Below are 20,149 nucleotides of genomic sequence, written 5' to 3'. Positions count from 1 at the left end.
TGCATTGCGTGCATTCGTTCCCACGCGGCGCACTTTGGTGAGATTTCAATGAGCGGTGTCCGGCTTTTCGGCAAAGCTGACATGTGGCGGCCCATGCCCGGCATCGCCACTGTTAAGATCGGGTTATCCATATTCCTTTACGTTCGTGCAGGAAAATGTACCCGGGGGCGCGTTCGTCCCCTGCCATCTCAATCGCAAGCCGCAACGCTGGTCGGATAATCGTGAGTGTCACCCCCACAGAGCAACAGTTCGTGACCGCGCAGGCCAGCCGCCAAGACGCCCTCACACTCCTGTTCTTTCTCCTCGCGGCCTTCGCTTTCCTGCTCCGCTCGACCATCTCTCCGCAGTTGATGAATATGGTGATGTCCTATTCGACGGAGGGGGGGTCGTTTCCCGAAAAGCTGCATATCGGGACCTATGCCATCTTTCTGCTGCTTGTCGTCATCGCCACGACCCGGCCAATTCGGCTCGAAGGCGATGAAGTCAGGCTGTTCAAGGCGACATTGTTATATTCGCTGCTGCTGTTGTGGCTGGTGCCTTATCTCTTCGTGATAGGCCGTGCCGGCTCGGCCGGCTTCATAATCGATTCCTATCTGGTCTCTTGTGCCGCGGCGATGATCATGCTTGCCTTGGGTGACCATGTGCGCAGGGCGCTTGGCAATGTCATCGTCGGCATGATCGTCCTCAGCGCCATCATCGGAACGATCGAGGCCGTCACCCAGCATCGATTCCTGCCCTATCCCCTCGTTGAGCTGGACTTTCGGCCGATCGGACTGTCGGCCCATCCGCTGGCGCTGGGCGCGCTTTGCACCACCGCCATAGGTTTCGTTGCATTGACGCGGTGGCGTATCTGGGTGTGCGCGCTTTGCATCTTCATTCTCTTCATCGGCACGGCCGCTTCGGGCGCGCGCACCGCCCTGCTGCTCGCTTGCGGCGAGATCCTGTTCCTGCTCGTGTTCCTGCCTTGGCCGGACTTGTCACCCAGACATCAACGCCAGGCCAAACTCCTGGTGCTGATGCTGACGCTGGCCGGTGGCGCCATACTGATTGCGATACTCTTTTCGGCGGGGCTGCTGAACCGCTTCAGCAACACGCTCTTTGATCAAAATTACGACGCGCGCGTCAAGATCTACGATGTGTTCAAGTTCGTTGAATGGAGGGACATCCTGCTTGGCATGAATCCCAACGAGTTGTTGAAGATCGTCAACGAAAAGCTCAACCTCCCCTTCATCGAAAGCACGCCGGTCGTTCTTACGCTTTTGTTCGGCCTGCCGATCGCCCTGCTCTTCGCGTTTGCTTTCTTCCGGTTCCTTTTCAAGCTCCTGCGCAATACGCCTCGGGCCGCCCATATCGCAGCGGCCGCGTCCATCCTCGCGGCATTGTCAAACAATGCCCTTTCTTCGAAGGCGCCGGATATCATGCTGCTCGTCATCTTGTTGCTCGCTTATCGAAAGCCGGATGGGCGCCAAACCGGCACGCCCCTTCAAGGCCAACCAGCATCAACAGCGACATGACGCCAAGCCCGCTCCTTGCGGGTGCCCTCGCGACGACCTCTTGTATTTCCATTTGAAACGCCTGCACGCTTTGCCAGGCTACGACGGGCGTGGCAGAATACCGACCAAGGGTGGATAGATCGCTGTTCCGGAACGCGCCTGACACGCCTGGAAAATGAAATGTTAACGATGTTTCCGTAAAGCAGGCTGTGCGTATTGAATATTAAAGGGTTAGCATGATGTCCGCCGCTTCCGGTCCTCCTCCAGCCGCGGCCGCCGCCGGCATTAGCCCCTATGAACGGATCGAAAATGCGCGGCGCGCCAGCAGGCCAAAGCCGCAACAAACCGCGCCGATCATGGCACATGCGGCGGCACCCGCTGTAACGTCGGCCCCTGTAACGTCGGCCCCTGTAACGTCGGCCCCTGTGTCGCCTGCACCCGTGGCGCCGCCTGTAGCCGAGCCCGTCACGACGGTGACGCTCAACAAGATCGGAACCTTTCTCGAACTCGATTTCGGGCGTCTGTTTGTCTGGCTGCGCGCCGGCCTCGCTCTGGTATGCCTGCTGGCAATAGCCGGCGGGATCATCGGCGGTGCCTACGCTCTGCTGAGCAAGCAGCGCTACACCGTGACCACGGACATCCTCATCAATCCCGCCAATCTTCAGGTTGTTCCGAACGATCTTTACCCGCAATCGGCCCAGGTCGATGGACAGCTGCTCAGCGCGCGCAGCAAAGAGCGCATCTTGACCTCGGGCAGCGTGCTTTCACGTGTTGTAGACGATCTTCACCTGGCCAGTGACCCGGAGTTCTTCGACGCGGACCGTAGCCGCACAGGGACGGACGGCGCCAAACCCGATCCAAAGCTTACCGCCCTGAAGAACCTGGCGGAACGGGTTGGCAGCATCGCGGATGAAAAGTCGTTTGTCACGACCTTGATGGTATCGGCGGAAACCCCCGCCAAGGCGATCCTGATTTCGCAGGATATCGTCAAGACTTTCCAGGAAGAGCTGGCCAGCGCCGAGGCTTCCGGCGCCAGCCGTGCCGCGGCGGCGCTGGACGGGCGGCTGGGCCAGCTCAAGAGCGATGTGCAGGCGGCCGAAGAGAAGGTCGAAGCCTATAGGCGCAGCCACAATCTGGCCACCAGCAATGGGCAGCTTGTTTCCTCGCAAACCATGACCCAGCTCAACGGCCAGATCGTGGAGACGCAATCGCGCGTCATCGCCGCGCAGGCAAGTTACGACGCCCTGCTTGCCGCCGGCGCAAACGGCACCAATTCCGGTCCCGCCACGTCGGAGGCGCTTGTGGCGCTGCGCGCAACGGCCAACGGCCTGCGCCAGCAGATCGATTCGCAGTCGATGACCTTTGGCCCCCGTCATCCGTCGATCGTCAGGCTGAAGACGGAGTACAACACGGTCAGCGCGCAACTCAGCGCCGAATACGCGCGCACCCTGCGCCTGGCGAAGGTCAATCTCGATGCCGCCAAAACCTCGTCGGCCTCCCTCAATGCCAAGATGAATGACTTGAAGGGCAACGTGTTCTCGGATAGCGATTCCGAGGTCGCCTTGCGTGAGCTTGAACGTGACGCCGCGTCGAAGACGGCTATCTATGAGAGCTTCCTGTCGCGGGCACGCCAGATAACCGAGCGCGAACAGATCGACAGCACCAATGTGCAGGTGATTTCCACCGCAGTGCCGCCAAAGGGCCGTTCATGGCCCCCGCGCACCGTCGTGATGATCGGCCTGGGGGCCATTGGCGGCATGATCCTCGGCATGTTGCTCGCCATTACCCTGGGTATCGTGCGCGACATGCGGCTTCCGCCGAACCGCCCGGATGTCATTGCCAGCCGCGCCTGAAATGGCGAAGCGGATTGTCTTTCACATTGCCAGCCTCAGGGGCGGCGGCGCCGAGCGTGTGTTCGTCCTGATAGCGAACGAGCTGGCATCGCGCGGCCACAACGTCACGCTTTTTACCTGGAACGCGCAGGGGCCCAATGCCGCCCTGCTTTCGCCTGCCGTGCATCTGGTCGATTTCGGCCTCCCCATTCGCGGCGAGGGTTATGGCAAGTGGGCGACATTGAAAGGCATCGTGCGAAGCGCGGGCCTGCTTGGCCGCCTTTCTCCCGACGCGATCTACAGCGCCCCGGAATTCGCCAATCTGGTCGTGGCGCTGGCGCTTTCCCTCGCGCGAAGCAGGGCGCGGTTCTTCCCGAGTTTCCACGCCGCCGCCTCACTGCCTTCCGGCAGCCTTGGCGCGAAAATGGCGGTCTGGCTTTCGGCCCTGGTTGCGGCCCGCGCCACCAGGGCCATCGCGGTTTCTGAGGGTGTCGGCGGCGATCTTGTGGCCCGAGGCTTCCCGAAATCCAAGGTCGTGGTCATCAACAACCCGCTGCCGCCGGCTGCGGCATCCCAGCAACGCGCCTACGCCTGGCAGGCAGAGCTCGCGGCGATGGGCGACGGCCCCATCATCATCACCGCCGGACGCCTGGTGCCCGTTAAGGATCATTGGACGTTGCTGCGGGCCTTCGCTGTGCTGCGCGCCGGGCGCCGGGCCCGGCTTGTCATCTTCGGCGAGGGTCCGCTGGCCGACGAGTTGCGCGCCTATGCCGAAGAATCCGGTATCGGCGCAGACGTTCTGTTTGCGGGCTATGTCAATGATCCGGCGGCCTGCTACGCCGTAGCTGACTTGTTCGTCCTATCATCGACCAGCGAGGGCTTCGGCAATGTTCTGGTCGAGGCCATGGCAGCGGGGATTCCGGTGGTCTCCACGGACGCGCCGCACGGCCCGCGCGAAATACTTGATGACGGCCGCTTCGGCGCCCTGGTGCCGGTCGGCGATGCCGCGGCCCTGGCAGTGGCGATGGCCGGAATGCTCGACCAGCCGACAACCGCCGCGATCCTGAAAAGCAGGGCGGCGGATTTCGAAATTGAAAAGATCGGAGACCGGTACGAGGCGTTGCTCTGAATTAGCGCATGGATCGGCTTGCGGCGGCACAGGAATTCGCCATTGATGGGACAGGACGCCGCCAACATAGGCCGGTTACTCCCAATCCAATCATGATCTTTAACATCAATTTACCCGGAGTTGGTAACAACAGGGAACCCGCGTTTTATCCTCAGGATAGGGATTTTCCTTGCCGCAGCATCACAGCCTTCCTGCCGGCCGTGCAAACGATCGCAATTGGCCGCGATTGCACCGCTTCATGCGGGTTGAGCTGGAACTCGCGCCTGACGTCCTGGTGCCGCGAGCCGAAACGGAACTGCTTGGCCGGACGGCCGCGGCCATTCTTGGCGAACAGGCGCACGAAACGATCCTGATCGACATGTGCTGCGGCAGCGGCAATCTTGCCGTGGGCATCGTCAGCGAATGTCCTCGGGCTCGGGCATGGGCGGCGGACCTGACCGACAGCACGGTTTCGCTTGCCCGCCGCAATGTTGTGCGCCTCGCCCTGCAGGACAGGATCAAGGTCCGGCAAGGCGACCTATTTGCCGCGATCGAGGGTGACGGCCTCCGCGGCGCTGCCGACATGGTTGTGTGCAACCCGCCCTATATTTCCTCATCCCGTCTCGATAGCGAAAGCGCGCATCTGTTGGAGAACGAACCTCGGGAAGCTTTCGACGGCGGCCCCTACGGTATTTCGATCCTCCAAAGGCTGGTCCGGGATGCCGCAGCTTTCCTCAAGCCAGGCGGATGGCTGCTGTTTGAGTTCGGCGAAGGTCAGGATCGGCAGATAGCAACCCTTTTATCGAGAACGAAATCCTACGAAACCCCAACCTTTGCCGTGACGGCCGACGGCCAGCCCCGTGTCGCCATGGCGCGCAAACATGGTGGCCGGGTTCCCGGAACAGGGAGCCCGGCGTGAGCGTCGTCCGCGCCCTCGATCAGGCCGACCTTGCGGCCGTCGCGGGCATGTTTCAACGCATGCTGCGCAAGAAGCGGGGGCCAGCGCCGGCCTCCCTCGTCGATTACATGAGGCGGTTTTATCTGGACGCACCCGACTGGGGCAGCGGGCTCCGTTCGCTTGTCCATGTCAATGACGCCGGCCAGGTTTCCGGCTTCGTCGGCGTTCATGCGCTGCCGATGAAATTCAACGGCCGGCAGCTCTACGCTGCCATCTGCAGCTCGCTGATGGTCGAGGATCACGAGACCGATCCGATGGCCGGTGCCCGCCTGTTGAAGGCCTTCCTCGATGGTCCGCAGGACATCTCCTTCAGCGAAACCGCCAATGATACGTCCGTGAAACTGTGGACGCGGCTTCGCGGCGTTGTGCTGCCGCAATACAGCCTTGACTGGGTTCGCGTGATGCGGCCGGCGACCTTCGTGCTCAGCCTTTTTGCCAGTCACATGAAGCTTGCCTGGATGTTGAACCCGCTCGCCCGGATGGTCGACCGGCTCTACCTTCGCAAAATGGAGGGCGGTCAACGACGCTGGACCGGCGTCGTCGCCAACGCATCGAGCCGGGGGGCATTTCGGACCTCCGAGATCGACAGCGGCAGCTTTGCGGGGCTGCTGGAGCCGCTTTGCGCCCAGTTTCCGCTACGTCCGCAGTGGGCGGAAGGTCAGCTCGACCATATTCTGGGCGATGCGGCGCAAAAGCCGGATTTCGGAGAGCTTGTCTGCGTGTCGGTGGCATCGCCGAACGGCGCCAATGTCGGCGCTTTCGCCTACTACGCTCGACCGGACGGGATCGGCCGCGTGCTGCAGGTCCTCGCTCTTCCCGGCCAGGCCGGGCCGGTGATCGATTGCCTGGTCGAGCATGCCGCCCGGCGCGGTGTCTCCGGCTTGCGCGGCCGCGTCCAGCCCGCGCTTCTGGACGCCATGCTTGTAAGACGCATAGCCTTCATACCGGTCGCCTCGACCGTCGTGCATTCACGCGATCCCGAGCTTCTCGATGCCATGAAGAACGCGCAGGTCTTTCTGAACGGGCTTGCGGGCGAGCAGTGGAGCCAGTTGATCGGCGGCCGCTTCACCTGAAGCGTTCCGCCTAGAGCAATTCCAGGAAAGGGTGCGCGGTTTCCGTCCGGAATGGCATAATGCATCAGGTCAGGAGCCGACTTCGTCCACGCCGTCAACGAGTTGCGGGCGCAGGTGCAGATAGCGCGTCGCCTTTCGCTTGGCGGCGATGTCGGCCCAGACGCGTTCGATCTGTGAGGCGGCCAATCCCGCCGCTTGCCCTACCACCTCGGCGGACACGCCGTTGTTGAGGCCGTAGAGACACAGATCCATCCGATCGTAAGGCAGGGAGAAGTAGAATTCTTCCTGCGTCTGCGCCAGCGAGTAGGTGTCGGTGGTCGGCGGCCGGTTGCGGACCTCTTCCGGAATGCCGAGATAGGCGGCTAGCGCATAGACCTGCGTCTTGTAGAGATGCGCGATCGGCTTGACGTCGGCGGCGCCGTCGCCGTTCTTGACGAAGAACCCCTGGTCGTATTCCAGCCGGTTCGGTGTGCCGAGCACGGCGAAGTTCAGCCGGTCGGCATGATAATATTCGAGCTGCTTGCGGGTGCGCTGCTTCATGTTGGTGGCGGCAACGATGCCGAGATAGACTGCCACCGGCATCCGCAGTTTCGTCTGCTTGCCTTGCGGGTCCTGCACCACCAGCGACGAGATGTTGTAGCCCTCGCCTTCGAGCACGTTCGCGATCACGATCTTCGAGGCCCAGCCCTTGCCATAGTCCGGGACCAATTCGCGGATGAAGGCGTCGCGGCGTTCATAGCAGCCCATTGCCCGCAGGGTCGGCCCGATATCCTCCACAACGGCCTCGACGCCGAAAGTGTCGGCGACCAGATGGCCGAGCCGCAGGCTTTCGGGGTCGGAATCGCTTTCCGGCATGAGGACGCACAGCACATTCTGGTGGCCGACGGCCCGCGCGGCCAATGCAGCCGAAACGCTGGAATCTATACCGCCCGAAAGACCAAGCACGAGGCCGCGCTTGCGAATGCCGCGCAACTGCTCGCGCAGCGCCGCCACGATCCTGTCCGTTTCGGCGGCGGGATCGATGGCCAGGGCTTGCGTGAAGGCCGGCGCATCCTGGGTTGAGCCGATGTTCATTGCTCGGCCTCCATCATCTCAGCCGCGAGCCGGCGGCTGACCTTGCCCGACTCCGTCTTCGGCAATTCGCTGCGGAACTCTATGATTTTGGGGACCATGAAATCCTCCAGGTGGCGCGCGCAGTGACGAATGATGTCCTTTCCGCCAAGCGCCGGGTCGGACCGCACGACGAGCGCGCCGATCGCATGCCCCAGCACCGGATCCGGCACGCCGACGACCACCGCTTCCGCGATACCTGGATGGGCGTGGAGCACGGCCTCCACTTCCTTGGGGGCGACCTTCTCGCCACGCGTCTTGATGATGTCGTCCTTACGCCCGACAAAATAGAGAAAGCCGTCCTCGTCGGTCTGGAACAGGTCGCCCGTATAGAGCACCTTTTCCCAAGGGTTAGGCCCCGGCCGGAGCGCTCGTTCCGTCGCGGCCTGGTTGCGCCAATAGCCCTGCATGACGTGCGGACCGCGGATGACGAGCTCACCCGCCACGCCCGCCGGCACGCGTTGTCCAAGGTCGTCGACGACAAAGGCTTCCGTGTTGGGGATGGCTATGCCGACCGACCCTGGCCGGCGGTCAAGTTCCTCGGGTGGCAAATAGGTGCAGCGCTTGCATTCGGTCAGCCCATACATCGAATAGATCCGGACGCCGGGCAGCAGCGAGCGCAGGCGTTCTATGTGGGCTGGCGGCAAGGCGGCCGCGGTGTTGGAAATATAGCGGAGGCTGGGCAAGAAACCCGGCGCCAGATCACGCATCTGCAGGATCATCGCCGCCATGGTAGGCACCAGCGGAAGGCCGGTGACGCCCTCTTTGCGGATGCGTTCGAAGATCTCGTGCGGGAAGGCGAAGGACTTCTCGAGCACCAGCGTGGCCCCGAGCCTGACTGCCATCAGCAACTGGTAGAGGCCATAGTCGAAGGCAAGCGGGAGGACGTTCAGGATGATGTCGTCCGGCGCGTTGCGCAGATAGGTGGCGATCGACCCCGCGGCAGCGTCGCAATTGCGATGCGTCATCATCACACCCTTGGGCCGGCCGGTCGAACCTGACGTGTAGATCAGCATCGCAAGGTCGACGTCGATGCCGCGATGGTCTACCTCCGCGCCATCGAACGTCAGGCAGTCAGTCAGGGACGCGGCCCCTGCCGGGCATTGCCCATCGGCCCCAGGAGTGGAAGCCACGAAGATGCCGGTCTTGCCTTGCGATGCGCAGGCTTCGGTGACCACGGGCATCAGCTTCGCCTGCGTCAGGACCGCCCTGGCGTCGCAATCGGCGATGATGTAACCGAGCTTGTCGGCCTTTGTGGAGGGGTTGATCGGACTGAAGGTCGCACCTGCCTTGAGTGCGGCAAAGATCGATACGGCGGCCTCCCAGCAATTGTCCATGAAGATCAGGACGCGGTCGTCGCGCCTGATCCCATTCATGAAGAGAGCGGTGGCCAGCCGGCTCGAAAGGTCGTCGAGTTCTTCGTAGCTCAGCCTTTTGCCCCTGGTGACCAATGCCGTCTTGGCCGGGTGGGCAGCAGCCTTCGCCACCAGAAAATGCTCGATCCGCACGGGACGTTCCTCGCCGTTGGCGCTTACGCTGCCAGCGTTTGTGCTCTCGCCTCGATGAAGGACGAGATGCGGTCAAGCGAGTCCAGGTTGGCCGGAACGATGTCGGCGTCCACCATCGCGATGCCGAAATTGTCCTCGATGAAGGCCACCAGCTCAAGCACCGCAGTCGAGTCGATAATGTCGTTCTCGATCAGCGAGGCTGAATCCGACAGTTTGTAGGAGGTGTCGCCGAACAGGAAGTTGTCGACGATAAAGCTTCTGACCCTGTCCTTGATTGCCGTCATCATGTATTTCCTTTTCCTCGCCGTCTCAGGCCGCTCTTGCCGCGCCGACCGCTTGGCCGGCGAAATTCTTCTGCCACAGCTGCGTCGATAGAATGCCGACGAAGGCGGCGTTGTCGCGAAATCCGGTCGCGGTCTCCATGCGGCATTTCTCGTGGAGCTTGGCCACCGCCTTGGCGTTGAACAGGCCGCCGGCGGTAATGCTCGCCTCGCCCAGGCAGTCACGAATATAGTCTAGTTCCTCCGCCCCGACGAAGGAGCGGGCCTCCGGGGCGCGGTAAGGTTGCTTGGTGCGTTTGCCGATCGCCGCCGGAAGGTGGTGCCTGGCCACCTTGCGCAATATGTGCTTCTCCATCAAGCCTTTCAGTTTCATCTCCGGCGGAAGTCTTGCCGCGAACTGTACCACGCGATGATCCAGGAAAGGAAACCGCCCTTCGATGCCGTGCGCCATGGCCATCCGATCGCCTTGGCTGGAGAGGATGTAGCCGGGCAGGAGGAAGCGGGTTTCGAGATACTGCGCCTGATGCAGTGGATGCCATAAGGAAAACGCCTCGGGCAGGCGGCTGGTCAGCTCTTCAGCCGCGTCATAGCCCTTCAACGTCGCACGCAGATCGCCGGAAAAGAAGATTTTCGCCGCCGCCGTGGTCTTGAAGCGTGGCCGATGCGAGAACAGCGGATCGTCGAGGGCAGCGTTGCTGGTGCCGAAGAAGGCAGCCAGATACTCCACCGATTGCTGTTGCAGGCCCGGCAGATACGGGTAAAGCCGGCGGAACAGCTGCGGCCTTATGCGCGATGTGGGCTGCCGCCCGCAGAACCGGCGGACACGCGCCTCCTTGAAGACGTCGTAGCCGGCGAAGACCTCGTCGGCGCCTTCACCCGTCAGCACCACCTTCAGGCCGGCCTGGCGAACCAGGGCGGATAATTTGTAGAGTGGCGCTGGCGCCGTGCGGATGATCGGCCGCTCGGCAAAGCGGACGACCTCAGGAAAGACCCCGGCGATATCGCGGGCGCCGCATTCTATGGCGTGGTGGCGCGTGCCGAGCGCCGAGGCCATTTCGATCTGAAAGGCGCTTTCGTCATGCTCGGCGCTGTCGAAGGTTACGGAAAATGTCTCCAGTCTCCGAGGAGTCATGCCGGCGGCAAGCGCCGAAACGAGCGACGAATCGAGCCCTCCGGAAAGATAGGAACCGACCGGCACGTCGGCCCGCATGCGAAGCCTCACCGCATCGGTCAGAAGGGCTTGCAACTCCTCTGCCGCGTGGTCCTCGTTCGTGATCTTCGACGGCTCATCACGATGCGGATAGTCCAGGTGCCAGTACCGCTTGACCGTGACCTGCCCCTGCGTCGCAATCATCACACTTGCCGGTTCCAACTCGTGGATATTGCGGAACGCCGTGCGCGGAGCGATCGGCGCCCACAGCGTAAAGATCTGGTCCAGCGCAATCGGATCAATTTCAGCGGAGACGCCCGGGACCTTCAGCAGGGCTTTGATCTCCGAGGCAAAGTAAAGCACCCCGTCCTTGCTTGTGTAGAACAGCGGCCGGACACCCATCCGGTCTCGTGCAAGCACCATTCGTCGCTGCCGATTGTCCCATATCGCCAAGGCGAAATCACCGTTCAGGAGAGACAAGCAGTCTTCGCCCATCTCCTCATAGAGCTGAAGGATGACCTCTGTGTCGCTCGACGTCCGAAAGTGCCGGCCCTTGGCGATCAGCCCTTCGCGCAGTTCTATGTAGTTGAAAATCTCGCCGTTGAACGCAATCGTCAAATTGCCGGCCTCGTCGGACATCGGTTGCTGGCCATCGCCGATGCCGATCACCGACAGCCGCGCATGCCCGAGCCCGGCATCGGGTGCTACGAATTTCCCTTGCTCATCCGGCCCACGATGGGCAATTGCGGCTACCATGTGCGTGAGCAAAGCTTCCGCATCCCGGATTGACCCGAAATAACCCCCGAATCCACACATCCCTTGAACTCATATTGAACGCTAAGGTGCGGAACATAACCTCGATAGTGGCATCTGGGGTTAATCCGATAATTTCACCGAGCATGTGGTTAACAAGAAGTTTGCCACGATGTGGTCTTCGTGGCTAGGACGCGATGGCTCTCCATCACCTCGCGCTTGCGGCCGTAATAGCCGGAACGATAGCCCAGGCGCTCCGACGTGGCGAACCGCCTGGATACAAACGGACCGCGCGCAACGTGCTGGCGATCTTAAGGCAAATTCAACCGCAGGCTGCCGAGCTGACTATTATTGCGGTAGGTTTTTCAACGGTTGCAATGGCTTAGCGTTTTCCGACACGCCCTAGGCGCGAACGGACCAGAGCGTTTCCAAAAAAGTGTGACACGGTTTTCTCTGCAGAAGCGCGCGGCGCTTCTCAAGCAATTTGCCTCGAAATCAGGAGATGACGGGGGTTTCAACGTGTCTGTGGAACGGTTGATCGCTCTAGGCCTTTTGTCCGGGTTGGCATGGCCGGACACGGGCGGCTAAGGCTGGAAATGTGATTGCACGTCTTCGCTGCCGGGGGGCTGGCCGGAGGACGAGGAGGATGGCGCTGAATTTCGAATATATTGCCGGCCATCCGGCGCTGCACCGTCATGTCGAGGCGCAGTCGAAGGCGCTGCTGCATATCTATGAAACGAGCCCACGCCTGGCCGCCGTGTTCGCCACGCAACAGCGCTGGTTGCTGGCTCACACCGGCCTAGCCCTGCATTTCGCCCGCGACCCGCGCGATCCCCGCACGGAACTGACACTGGCCCGCTTCATCGATGCCGTGCTTCACTATTCCGTCGCTAGCCGCAACACGGCCGAAGCCTTCATCAAGGAGATGCTGCACTATCACATCATCGAATACCTGCCGCACACCGGTGACGGACGAGCCCATCCCTTTCAGGTGACGGCAGCGACGCTGAAGGAATTCGATGGCTGGGTGGTTGCGCATCTGCGCACGCTCGACGGTCTCGACGGCGGCGACCGCCTCGCCGCGTTTCTCAAGCAGCACGGCATGATTGCCAGGCTGCAGCCGCTGGTGGCGGAAGGCCTGCTCTCCTCCAACCCTGTGCGTGAGCCCAAGCAGACGTTTTCGCTGTTCATCTGGCTCAACAATGGCGGCATCGTCATGGATTGGCTGATGTCTGGCATCGATCCCGACAATGCCGGCCTCGACCGGATCCCGACCAGCGTGGTTTCGATCGGCGAATTCGCCAGTTGGCTAAAACTCTCGCGCACCCATCTTGCGCGCAAATTGCGCGACGCCGAAAAGCTCGGCAGCGTCGGCTGGCTGGGCCGGCGCGGGCATTCGGTGATGTGGGTGTCGAACAGCTTCTACCAGGAATACATGACCGTCCAGGCCGCCAAGCTTGCCGTTATCGATGCCGCGTTCGAAGCCTGCCGACCGGCGTCGCCGCACGCTGGCTGAACGTTCGGCGCAGACGCTGTTGCGCAGCCGATCGTGCCGACCGCGAGGACCCGTCCGGGCGCATGGCCGAGGTGGCCTTTCCGCCGTCGGGATACGGACATCTGGACAGCGGGGGCGAAGCCTGAAAGCGGAACGATCCGCGCGAGCGGCAGCGATCCGCCCGACGGGTTCGGGTGGATCAACTGGTCAAAAGCCGGGCGCAGCATCTCAATCGATGTCGAATGACACGCCCTGCGCCAGCGGCAGCGCCTTGGAATAGTTCACCGTGTTGGTGGCGCGGCGCATATAGGCCTTCCAGGCATCGGAGCCGCTCTCGCGGCCGCCGCCGGTTTCCTTCTCGCCGCCGAACGCGCCGCCGATCTCGGCGCCCGACGTGCCGATGTTGACGTTGGCGATGCCGCAATCCGAACCATCGACGCCGAGGAAGCGCTCGGATTCCTGCAGGTCGCGGGTGAAGATCGACGACGACAGTCCGGCGCCGACCGCATTGTGCTCGTCGAGCACGGCATCGAAATCGGAGTACTTCATTACATAGAGGATCGGCGCGAAGGTTTCTTCGGTAACGGGAGCCACCTGCTTCGGCATTTCGACTAGCGCCGGATGCACGTAATAGGCATCGGGATGGCCATTCTCGACCCGCGAACCGCCGGTCAGCTTGCCGCCGTGAGCGGTGGCTTCCTTGAGCGCCTTTTGCATGGCGTCGAACGCCGCCTTGTCGATCAGCGGCCCGACGAGCGAAGACGTCTCCAGCGGGTTGCCGACCGAGACGCTCTCATAGGCCTTCTTCAGCCGCGGCAGCAGCGTGTCATAGACGCTGTCATGCACGAACAGGCGCCGCAGCGTCGTGCAGCGCTGGCCCGCGGTGCCCATGGCGCCAAAGGCGATGGCGCGCAGCGCCATGTCGAGATCGGCGGTCGGGCAGACGATGCCGGCATTGTTGCCGCCGAGCTCGAGCACGGCGCGGGCAAAGCGCTTGGCCAGCCGCGGGCCGACATCCCGGCCCATGCGGGTCGAGCCGGTGGCCGAAACCAGCGCCACCTTCGGGTGGTCGACCAGGATCTCGCCGACGGAGCGGTCGCCAATCAGCACCGGTGCCAGGCCATGCGGCGCATCTGCGCCGAAGCGCTTGACCGCGCCGGCAAAAATCGCCTCGCAGGCGAGCGCCGTCAGCGGCGTCTTTTCCGAGGGCTTCCACACCACGGCGTCGCCGCAGACCAGCGCGAGCGCCGCGTTCCACGACCACACCGCGACCGGGAAGTTGAAGGCCGAAATGACGCCGACGACGCCGAGCGGATGCCAGGTCTCCATCATGCGATGTCCCGGACGCTCGGTGGCGATGGTTAGACCGTAGAGCTGGCGGGAAAGGCCGACGGCGAAATCGCAGATGTCGATCATTTCCTGAACTTCGCCGAGGCCTTCCGACGGGATCTTGCCGACCTCGATCGACACCAGCCGGCCAAGCTCGGTTTTGTGCGCGCGCAACTCCTCGCCGAGCAGCCGCACCAGTTCGCCGCGTCGGGGACCCGGCACCATCCGCCAGGCCTGGAACGCCGTGTGCGCGGCATCGATGGTCTTGGCCGCATCGGCCGGCGAAATCGTCTTCAGCGCCGCGATCTGTTCACCCGTCACCGGGCTGCGCACGACGAGGTCGCCGCCGGTCAGCGCGTCCTTGGCCACACCCAGTTTCGCCAGAAGTTCGGCCGTTTCCTTCGCTATCGTCATTTTTATCCCTTTCAGATCCGCTCGCCATCATAGGGCGGCGGTCGAGCCTTGGCGCCATTATCGCCCGCATGCCGCAGGCGCTGTCATGGCGTGCCATTACTCGTTTCAGGGGAAAATCGCCACCCCGGCATGGTCCAAGCCGGGATTGCACGATTGAGCCAGAGGAGGAACAGGCTTAGTGCGCTGTCTTCGCCGGCGCCTTCACGGCTCCGTCCCGCATCAGCCGGTCGATATGCATGCGGATATGGGCGGCTTCCGCTGCCGTGTTGGCCAACGCAATGGCGCGATCGAAGGCGACACGCGCCTCTTCGCCACGGCCGAGCTGCATCAACAGACCGCCCTTGAGGCCGAAGAAGTGGAAATAGCCGGACAGCCTCTCGCCAAGCGGCTCGATCATGGCAAGGGCAGCTTCCGGCCCGCGCACCTTGGCGACCGCAACCGCGCGGTTCAGCGTCACCACCGGCGAAGGTTGCATCGCCTCCAGCAGGCTGTAGAGCAGGTCGATCTCGGTCCAGTCGGTCTCCTCGGGGGTTGCCGCCCGCGCATGAAGGGCGGCGATCGCCGCCTGCACCTGGTAGGGTCCGGGCTTCTGGTGGCGCAGGGCCTTGTCGACCAGCGCCAGGCCTTCGTCGATCATCTTGCGGCTCCACAGCGTGCGGTCCTGGTCGTCGAGCAGCACGATCTCGCCATTCTCGTCGAAGCGGGCCGGCGCGCGCGCATGCTGCAGCAAAAGCAATGCCGTCAGGCCCATGATCTCCGGCTCGGTCTGGAACAGCCGCAGCAACAGGCGCGCCAGCCGGATCGCTTCCTCGCAAAGCGGCGCACGCGCCGGCGCCTCTCCGCTGTTGGTGGAATAACCTTCGTTGAAGATCAGATAGACCATGGCGGCAACGGCGGCGAGCCGCTCCGAGCGCTCGACCGCTCCGGGCGTCTCGAACGGCACGCCGGCATCGGCAATGCGCGCCTTGGCGCGCGTGATGCGCTGTTCCATGGCGCTTTCGCCGACCAGGAACGCACGCGCGATCTGCTTGACGGTGAGACCGGAGACGATGCGCAGCGCCACCGCGATCTGCTGCGTAGGCGGCAGATCCGGATGGCAGCAGATGAACAAGAGCCGCAATATGTCATCGCGGTAGTGCGCGCCGTCCAGCCGTTCGGCGATATCGCTCTCGGCATCTTCCAGGTCCGAGATCTGGTCCTCTTCCGGCATCGGCGCCTGCTTGGCGCGCTTGCGCACCGCGTCGATGCCGGTGTTGCGGCCGACAAAGATCAGCCAGGCCGCAGGATCGCGCGGCGGCCCGTTCTGCGGCCAGTTCTTGAGTGCCCTCAGGCACGCGTCCTGGAAAGCTTCCTCCGCCGTATCGAGATTGCGGAAATAGCGCAGCAGCGCACCCATAGCCTGCGGGCGGGCAGCGCTGATCGCCGAGCTTATCCAGGCGAGGTCTGTCATGTGGCTACTCTGGTTGGGTTGAAGACGGAAACCGGTCGGATCTCATAGGATCCGCCGCTGGGATTGACCTCGGAAAGCTCGCGCGCGAAGTCGACGGCTTCGTCGAGATCGGCGCATTCCAGCGTGTAGAAGCCGAGGAACTGTTCCTTGGTCTCGGCAAACGGGCCGTCGATGACGACCGATTCGCCCTTGACCTTGCGCAGCGTCGTCGCGGCGGTGGTGGGCAAAAGCCGCGCCACCGGCCCAAGCCGGCCGGCTTGAGCATATTTTTCCTGCACATGCATGAGCTTTGCCATGACCTCGTCATCCTGTGCCTTGCTCCAGGAGGAGACGACATCTTCGGAGGCATAGCAGAGGATAGCGTAGAGCATGGGACGTCCTTTTCTGTCTCAAAGGACGAAACAGTAGGGCCTGTGCCGACATGGCGTCGACAAAAAAGTTACGCCATTTTTGTCAGCCTTCGCTTGCCTTCAACCATCTCAGCACAAGAGCCTCTTCATCATCGAGACCGTCGATCGCTCGCTTGCGCTTGTTGGCCTCGGTCATTTCGCTAAGCAGCCGCCCTTCCACCCAGGCTTCGAAAACCTGTGGATGGATGTAGCATTTGCGGCAGACGGCGCGTGTGTTGCCGAGCCGCTCGGCCACCTTGTCGATGACCGCGTTCATCACACGCTTGGTCTGCGCCTGGCTTTCGGGAAGCTCCGTCCGCGCAAACAGCGACGCGGCATGGATGGTGCCGCCCCAGGTGCGAAAATGCTTGGAGCTGAAATTGGCGCCGATCGCGTCGCGGATATAGCGGTTGACATCGTCGGAGCGCACTCCATGCCTCTCGCCGTCCTCGTCGAGATATTGGAACAGTTGCTGCCCCGGAATATCCTGAGCGCCGCGCACGACCCGGGCGATGCGGCGGTCGACCAGCTTCAACTTCCATTCCTTGCCGGACTTGCCCTTGAAGGCAAAGCGCAGGCTGGATCCCTTGATGTCGACGTGGCGGTCGCGTAGCGTCGTCAGCCCAAAGCTCTTGTTGTCGCGGGCATAGGCGGCATTGCCGACCCGGATCATCGTGTTGTCGAGCAGCCAGACAATTGCCGCCACGACGCGCTCGGCCGGCAGGCCACGGCGGCGCAGATCGGCATCGATCCGGCGGCGCAGCTCCGGCAGGCTTTCGGCAAAGGCGACAAGGCTGGAGTATTTGGCGCCGTCGCGCTCGGCGGCCCACAGCGGATGGTAGCGGTACTGTTTGCGCCCGCGCTGGTCGCGGCCGGTCGCCTGGATGTGGCCGGCGGGATCGGGCGAGATCCACACATCCGTCCATGCCGGCGGAATGGCCAGCGCCTTGATGCGGGCAATGGCTGCCGCGCCGACGGCCTGTCCTTTCGCGCCCTTGTAGGAAAAGCCTTCGCCCGCCTTCAGGCGCCGGATCCCCGGCTCGCTGTCGCTGATATAGGTGAGCGAGACCTGTTCGGCAGCGGTCTGCGCGCCGTTCTTCGACGCTCCATCGTCCCCCTGTCCGGCAGCCGACCGGCCGGATGGCGTCCCAGATTTGTCAAGCATGCCCGCTCCACGAAATTTTTCTCGTAGATAAGCGCCAAGCCGACTGCTGGTTCCACCCCGTTGCTATGGAATGTGGTCGGGTCCACCAATGGTGGCACCAGCCGGCACGGCCATCCAGAGGCCGCCATCGTCGACGTGAGGCGGATGGTAGTCGCGCCCGGGCGGAATCTGTTCGAACACGGCCCCTGCCTCATCGGCAAGGTAGTCATAGCCCACATCCTGCAGGAGCCCCTTTGGATCAAGGTGGTGGTAGAGATTGCGGCGGGCGATCCGCCGCTTCGGCTCCATCATCTTTAAATGATAGAGGTTGAGCCCGCTGTTGCGGGCCTTGAAACCAAGATCGGGAGGATACCAGAGCCCGTGCAGGTCCTCTGGTCGGTACTTCGCCGGATCGTAGGCTCTGAACAGACGATACTGGAACTTTTCGGCCCACAGCCCGTCGACCCGGTACTCGGTCGGCGAATACAATTCGCGGAGCCGGAACCCCCAGGCCATGCGCCTGTAATCCCCCGTCAGCTGTCCGATCCGCTCCGCGGTACCGCGTTCCAGCCGCTCATCGGGATCAATAGCCAGGATCCAGTCGGCGGCAGCTTCATGCGCTGCGTCGAGCAAGATCCGCCGCCGCTGCGGCTCGCTGCTGAACACGCCGGTCGCCCCCGCGATCGTCATAGGCAATCCAGCCGTCAACGACCGGATCGATATTGGTGATCAGATCGGCAACCAGATGCGCGTCATAACGATAGCTGAAAACTGCGACCGTTCTCTGGCGCGTCCAGAACAGTCGGCTCCGTCGCCAGCGTCGAGGCTTGATTTGGCTCGTGATCATTTTCTTGTTGCCGCTTTCACGCGATTTCGCACGCCAATATAGACACCCACGGATTTGACCAGCAGGGCAAGCCAGACAATTGGCATCGACATCATCGCGAAAGTTCGATCCCGATCGGAAAGCCCGATCTTCGCCAGCTTGCGGGCATTCCGCCAATCGCGAAACGTGTCGCGAAAACACCGAAACGGAGTGTTCAGGGCGGACGCTGCGAGGTAATCGCCGCGGCGACAGCCGCGCCTGTACTGATCGGCAAGCAATCTGGACAGCCGGGTTTCGTTGCGATGAACGGTTTGCACCTTAGGCTCCCACACCGGCTGCAGTTCCTGCGGCAGCCGCCCCAGGAATTCGGTGTCTTCGGCAGCAGGCATGGTTTCATCGAACAAGCCAAATTCAACGAACAGCCGCCGATCGAACGACACGCCGTAACGCAGCGCACGATCCGACGGCAGACCGGGAAGCCGTCGCATGAACATGATCAGATGAGCCGCACAGGCGATCAGATTGCGCGGATGGCTATTCACCATCGCGCTCGCCACGGCGCGGTCGCCAGCCAGATGCCGCTGCATCCGTGCCTCGGCCCAGCCCGAACAGGCGAGGCAATCATCGGCAAGAAAGGCAACGAAAGGCGCTTTGGTGGCCGCAATGCCGAGATTGCGGGCTGCGCCTACAAACAGCCTTCGACCGACCTCGATCACTGGCACCTTGACCCCGGCGCCGGTCAGCAGCGCCAGGACCTCGCCTCCGCCCGAGTTGACCACCATGATCTCGAGCGGCTCATCCTGATCCAGCAGGGATGTCACCGCCTCGACGATTTGAGCCGGCGCGCGATAGCCGATGACAATGACGGCAAGCTGCGGCGGGGCTGATTCAGGCACGTTGCAACTGGACGCGCGGAGAGGAAAACCAGCGCCACAGCGCCAGCTTCAGCTGGTAGCGCCTGCAACGCCAGGTGTTCGACCGCACCTTCGGCGCCGCCGCCGCGATCCTCAGGAACCGCGCCGCCGTCTCCAGATCGCCGCACGCATAGTGAACCCGGGCGATCTTGAGGGCGACCAGCCCCTCCCTGGTCTTTAGCGACGACAGTGGGACCACAGTCAGTCAGCTCGCGCAGCGCCAGCCGCCAGTCGAGAAAGCGGCGCACCGGCCTGGTGATGAAGCGATCATCAGAACGCACTGCCGAAACGTGGTAGATCATGACGGGATGCACGATCAGGGCAAGCGACGCCCTGCCCATCAGCCTGGACCAGAACAGCGTGTCCTCGTCATAGGCAAGCCCGGTCGGGAAGCGCGTGTCGCCGACGACGCGCCGGGAAACCAGCGCACTGCCCACGGCGATCGAGCGAATGTGACCTTCCAGATAGGCCGAGGCATTGGCTATACCGTCTTCTATGTAGCCGGCTGGAAGCTTGAGGTTCCGGTTCTCGCCATCGGTGCGCCGACGGTAGGCGCCGATCACCATGTCGGCGGCCGGTTGCTCCCCCGCCCGGACCAGCATCGACCGCAGCCCGCCCTCCAGATGCATGTCGTCGGCGTCGATCAGGTAGATCCAGGAGCATTGCGCCTGCGCCAGCGCCACATTGCGGGAGCCGCCCGCGTCCCGGCAGCTGCTCTTGAGCACGCGCAACGGCAACGAGAATTGCGTGGCGGCATTCAGCGCGGCTTCTGCCGTCCCGTCCGAGGAGGAATCGTCGACCAGCAGCACCTCGCCGATAACCTCGGCTTCAGAACGAAGCGAGGCCAGTGTGGCCGCAATGGTTGCCGCCGCATTGTGCGCCGGGATGATGACACTGATTGCCGTCAATACCGAACTCCGCA

General features: G+C 62.9%; 18 protein-coding genes. 6 read left to right on the top strand and 12 right to left on the bottom strand.

Features of this window, described 5'->3' with window-relative positions; all coding sequences use genetic code 11:
- Positions 1 to 155 precede the first annotated feature (155 nt).
- The 5 genes from NKL06_RS23475 (at position 156) to NKL06_RS23455 (ending at position 6,464) form a co-directional block, all read left to right on the top strand.
- Positions 156 to 1,514 (top strand): VpsF family polysaccharide biosynthesis protein, encoded by a 1,359-nt coding sequence (locus NKL06_RS23475; protein ID WP_210164060.1) that lies wholly within the window; start codon positions 156 to 158, stop codon positions 1,512 to 1,514.
- Between the two features lie 218 nt (positions 1,515 to 1,732).
- Positions 1,733 to 3,346, top strand: coding sequence for a GumC family protein (locus NKL06_RS23470; RefSeq protein ID WP_031207855.1), 1,614 nt, complete (start codon positions 1,733 to 1,735; stop codon positions 3,344 to 3,346).
- Position 3,347: 1 nt separating this feature from the next.
- On the top strand, positions 3,348 to 4,454 hold the full coding sequence (locus NKL06_RS23465; RefSeq protein WP_023691695.1) for a glycosyltransferase: 1,107 nt from the start codon (positions 3,348 to 3,350) through the stop codon (positions 4,452 to 4,454).
- A 169-nt stretch (positions 4,455 to 4,623) separates the two neighbouring features.
- Positions 4,624 to 5,352 carry a N5-glutamine methyltransferase family protein gene (locus tag NKL06_RS23460; RefSeq protein ID WP_023671791.1) on the top strand — a complete coding sequence of 243 codons (729 nt, stop codon included), beginning with the start codon at positions 4,624 to 4,626 and terminating at the stop codon, positions 5,350 to 5,352.
- The gene (locus NKL06_RS23455; protein ID WP_023683445.1) at positions 5,349 to 6,464 is read left to right on the top strand and encodes a hypothetical protein; all 1,116 of its coding nucleotides are present in this window, start codon (positions 5,349 to 5,351) and stop codon (positions 6,462 to 6,464) included. The genes NKL06_RS23460 and NKL06_RS23455 overlap by 4 nt, the downstream gene beginning before the upstream one ends.
- Before the next feature lie 69 nt (positions 6,465 to 6,533).
- Here the strand turns inward: NKL06_RS23455 and nadE are convergent, their stop codons facing one another.
- From nadE to asnB, 4 genes are read right to left on the bottom strand one after another with little or no spacing between them, the layout of a single operon-like run.
- A complete protein-coding gene (nadE, locus tag NKL06_RS23450) occupies positions 6,534 to 7,538 on the bottom strand; it encodes an NAD(+) synthase (RefSeq protein WP_023691696.1) in 1,005 nt (334 codons plus the stop codon).
- Positions 7,535 to 9,082, bottom strand: coding sequence for a class I adenylate-forming enzyme family protein (locus tag NKL06_RS23445; protein ID WP_023691697.1), 1,548 nt, complete (start codon positions 9,080 to 9,082; stop codon positions 7,535 to 7,537). The genes nadE and NKL06_RS23445 overlap by 4 nt, the downstream gene beginning before the upstream one ends.
- Before the next feature lie 23 nt (positions 9,083 to 9,105).
- Positions 9,106 to 9,369 (bottom strand): acyl carrier protein, encoded by a 264-nt coding sequence (locus NKL06_RS23440; RefSeq protein WP_023671787.1) that lies wholly within the window; start codon positions 9,367 to 9,369, stop codon positions 9,106 to 9,108.
- 22 nt (positions 9,370 to 9,391) lie between these two features.
- A complete protein-coding gene (gene asnB, locus NKL06_RS23435; RefSeq protein WP_023691698.1) occupies positions 9,392 to 11,329 on the bottom strand; it encodes an asparagine synthase (glutamine-hydrolyzing) in 1,938 nt (645 codons plus the stop codon).
- 583 nt (positions 11,330 to 11,912) lie between these two features.
- Between asnB and NKL06_RS23430 the strand changes: the two genes are divergently transcribed.
- Positions 11,913 to 12,782: a hypothetical protein gene (locus NKL06_RS23430; protein ID WP_023691700.1), complete on the top strand. Its 870-nt coding sequence runs from the start codon at positions 11,913 to 11,915 to the stop codon at positions 12,780 to 12,782.
- A 207-nt stretch (positions 12,783 to 12,989) separates the two neighbouring features.
- Here the strand turns inward: NKL06_RS23430 and amaB are convergent, their stop codons facing one another.
- The 8 genes from amaB to NKL06_RS23390 form a co-directional block, all read right to left on the bottom strand.
- Complete coding sequence (gene amaB, locus NKL06_RS23425; protein ID WP_023691701.1) at positions 12,990 to 14,504, bottom strand: L-piperidine-6-carboxylate dehydrogenase; 1,515 nt, start codon at positions 14,502 to 14,504, stop codon at positions 12,990 to 12,992.
- 175 nt (positions 14,505 to 14,679) lie between these two features.
- Complete coding sequence (locus tag NKL06_RS23420; RefSeq protein ID WP_352580983.1) at positions 14,680 to 15,954, bottom strand: RNA polymerase sigma factor; 1,275 nt, start codon at positions 15,952 to 15,954, stop codon at positions 14,680 to 14,682.
- On the bottom strand, positions 15,951 to 16,325 hold the full coding sequence (locus NKL06_RS23415) for a YciI family protein (protein ID WP_023671781.1): 375 nt from the start codon (positions 16,323 to 16,325) through the stop codon (positions 15,951 to 15,953). The genes NKL06_RS23420 and NKL06_RS23415 overlap by 4 nt, the downstream gene beginning before the upstream one ends.
- Before the next feature lie 82 nt (positions 16,326 to 16,407).
- Positions 16,408 to 17,508, bottom strand: a complete 1,101-nt coding sequence (locus tag NKL06_RS23410; protein WP_023691703.1) for a DNA topoisomerase IB — start codon at positions 17,506 to 17,508, stop codon at positions 16,408 to 16,410.
- A 63-nt stretch (positions 17,509 to 17,571) separates the two neighbouring features.
- On the bottom strand, positions 17,572 to 18,120 hold the full coding sequence (locus tag NKL06_RS23405) for a glycosyltransferase family protein (RefSeq protein WP_352580981.1): 549 nt from the start codon (positions 18,118 to 18,120) through the stop codon (positions 17,572 to 17,574).
- Positions 18,101 to 18,334, bottom strand: coding sequence for a hypothetical protein (locus NKL06_RS23400; protein WP_352580979.1), 234 nt, complete (start codon positions 18,332 to 18,334; stop codon positions 18,101 to 18,103). Before NKL06_RS23400 ends, NKL06_RS23405 begins: the two co-directional genes overlap by 20 nt.
- Positions 18,331 to 19,209 carry a glycosyltransferase family 2 protein gene (locus tag NKL06_RS23395; protein WP_352580977.1) on the bottom strand — a complete coding sequence of 293 codons (879 nt, stop codon included), beginning with the start codon at positions 19,207 to 19,209 and terminating at the stop codon, positions 18,331 to 18,333. The genes NKL06_RS23400 and NKL06_RS23395 overlap by 4 nt, the downstream gene beginning before the upstream one ends.
- Positions 19,131 to 20,135 (bottom strand): glycosyltransferase family 2 protein, encoded by a 1,005-nt coding sequence (locus NKL06_RS23390; protein ID WP_245267083.1) that lies wholly within the window; start codon positions 20,133 to 20,135, stop codon positions 19,131 to 19,133. Before NKL06_RS23390 ends, NKL06_RS23395 begins: the two co-directional genes overlap by 79 nt.
- Positions 20,136 to 20,149: the final 14 nt, after the last annotated feature.

The sequence above is a fragment of the Mesorhizobium sp. C268A genome, from assembly GCF_040324475.1.
Classification (GTDB): domain Bacteria; phylum Pseudomonadota; class Alphaproteobacteria; order Rhizobiales; family Rhizobiaceae; genus Mesorhizobium.
Note: the sequence above shows the minus strand (reverse complement) of the source record. Positions and strands in the feature narration are given on the sequence as shown.

Coding starts and splice junctions, on each gene's coding strand:
- asnB (WP_023691698.1), bottom strand. CDS start 11,329: ATGTGTGGATTCGGGGGTTATTTCGGGTCAATCCGGGATGCGGAAGCT.
- NKL06_RS23410 (WP_023691703.1), bottom strand. CDS start 17,508: ATGCTTGACAAATCTGGGACGCCATCCGGCCGGTCGGCTGCCGGACAG.
- NKL06_RS23430 (WP_023691700.1), top strand. CDS start 11,913: ATGGCGCTGAATTTCGAATATATTGCCGGCCATCCGGCGCTGCACCGT.
- nadE (WP_023691696.1), bottom strand. CDS start 7,538: ATGAACATCGGCTCAACCCAGGATGCGCCGGCCTTCACGCAAGCCCTG.
- NKL06_RS23420 (WP_352580983.1), bottom strand. CDS start 15,954: ATGACAGACCTCGCCTGGATAAGCTCGGCGATCAGCGCTGCCCGCCCG.
- amaB (WP_023691701.1), bottom strand. CDS start 14,504: ATGACGATAGCGAAGGAAACGGCCGAACTTCTGGCGAAACTGGGTGTG.
- NKL06_RS23415 (WP_023671781.1), bottom strand. CDS start 16,325: ATGCTCTACGCTATCCTCTGCTATGCCTCCGAAGATGTCGTCTCCTCC.
- NKL06_RS23400 (WP_352580979.1), bottom strand. CDS start 18,334: ATGATCACGAGCCAAATCAAGCCTCGACGCTGGCGACGGAGCCGACTG.
- NKL06_RS23440 (WP_023671787.1), bottom strand. CDS start 9,369: ATGATGACGGCAATCAAGGACAGGGTCAGAAGCTTTATCGTCGACAAC.
- NKL06_RS23470 (WP_031207855.1), top strand. CDS start 1,733: ATGTCCGCCGCTTCCGGTCCTCCTCCAGCCGCGGCCGCCGCCGGCATT.
- NKL06_RS23475 (WP_210164060.1), top strand. CDS start 156: ATGTACCCGGGGGCGCGTTCGTCCCCTGCCATCTCAATCGCAAGCCGC.
- NKL06_RS23465 (WP_023691695.1), top strand. CDS start 3,348: ATGGCGAAGCGGATTGTCTTTCACATTGCCAGCCTCAGGGGCGGCGGC.